This window comes from Bacillus sp. JJ664 (assembly GCF_036962205.1).
Lineage (GTDB): Bacteria > Bacillota > Bacilli > Bacillales > Bacillaceae_G > Gottfriedia.
The window spans coordinates 1-1432 of record NZ_JBALMS010000241.1 but is presented as its reverse complement, the minus strand read 5'-3'; the positions used below and the strand labels follow the sequence as shown (position 1 = coordinate 1432).

The following is a 1432-nucleotide window of genomic DNA, read 5'->3' as shown; positions in this document are numbered from 1 at the left end:
CAAATTGTTTACCACACAATTACCTCAATTTTTGTACTATATATTATGTAACTATCGCGCCAGTTAGTTGCATAAGAAAAACAACTCTTACTCTAATTAATATTGAAACCATTTAGGTGCAGGTCCATGTAATTTTTCAAGATCTATAAAACATTTATTCTCTAATAAATCAACTACTACACCAAAGTTACTAACTACTTTTTCTAGTGAATTTTCATCTGAGATTGGAAAAAAGTCTCCATATGAATTTTTTATACAAGGTAATTCCATAAAAGAATGTTCCCAACCTGGTCCTTGTATAATCACGTTGCAACGTAAATTATAAAATGTACTACCAGAGTCAAATTCAAGAATAATCCTATTGTTGTTTTCAGTTAACTTTCCATACACAAGAAAACCTGAACTTCCTTCTTTAGGTAAATGGTTATATCCAAGTTTTTTTACAATTTTAGATATTGTTTTTTTTCTTGGAATGTTAAATGCACCTGTGCTAAATTTTTCTTCACTTAAATCGAAAGGAAATGAAATTAAATCTAGTATTTCACTCCTTTTGTATTTTGTGTCTAGTAGCTGTTTACATTTTTCATAAATTTCATCAATCTTTCTTTTTTCTTCTAAACTAAAGACACATTCGAGCGAATTTCTCTTAATTCGGCCAATACTACTTATTGCTTCTTCAATTTCTTTAGGCAATGATTTTAGTTTTGAACACTTTTCATCTGGGACTTCCATAGAAACTTTGGCTTTTAATAAGATAGAACGTTTCGGTGTCCACCAATCGTTAATTAACATGACTGAATTTCCATCCAAAGTTTCTTCCTCATTTTTATAGGACCAATCAATTCCGCTAAATAAAAATAAAGCTTTGTGACAAGGAAAAGATCTTGGAATTCCATAAGCTATTTCTTTTAGTACTTCAAAGCTAACATTATCAAATACATCAGCCTTATAATAACGATGGTCATAATAACTAAAGTTCGATGGTAGATTTGTAAGTGCTTTATACTTGAGAATTTCACCTGCATAGTCTTGTTCTAATTCAATTTCAAACTTTGCTAGTTCTGGAAATTTTTTAACTATCCTTTGAACAGAAGACACATGTCCTTTTAGTGTAAAATCTGAGAAAAAGAAGTAATTATGCTTATCTTGTTTTCTGTTTTTGATTAATACTTTTTCTATATTCTCAAAAATAAGTTCCATTTTATCATGCTTATTCAATGTATAATCAAAATTTTGATATAGTCTCAAAATATAAGGTTCTCCTTTTGAATATATTTTACAATAATTATTAGATAATAAATTCTTAACATACTAGAAAAAACCTCTTTTTAAAATTAAAAAAGCAGTATCTAATGCAACTATACTGCCAAATTCATAAATAAAAAGCAGCCAAAGGCTGCTCTCGATCTTCAACTAACGCGCCAGTTAGTTG

The 1432-nt window shown here is 28.9% G+C and carries 1 protein-coding gene; it reads right to left on the bottom strand.

Going from position 1 to position 1432, the window contains the following annotated elements; translation table 11 throughout:
* Window positions 1-96 precede the first annotated feature (96 nt).
* Window positions 97-1248 (bottom strand): hypothetical protein, encoded by a 1152-nt coding sequence (locus V7056_RS20720; protein WP_499704275.1) that lies wholly within the window; start codon window positions 1246-1248, stop codon window positions 97-99.
* Window positions 1249-1432: the final 184 nt, after the last annotated feature.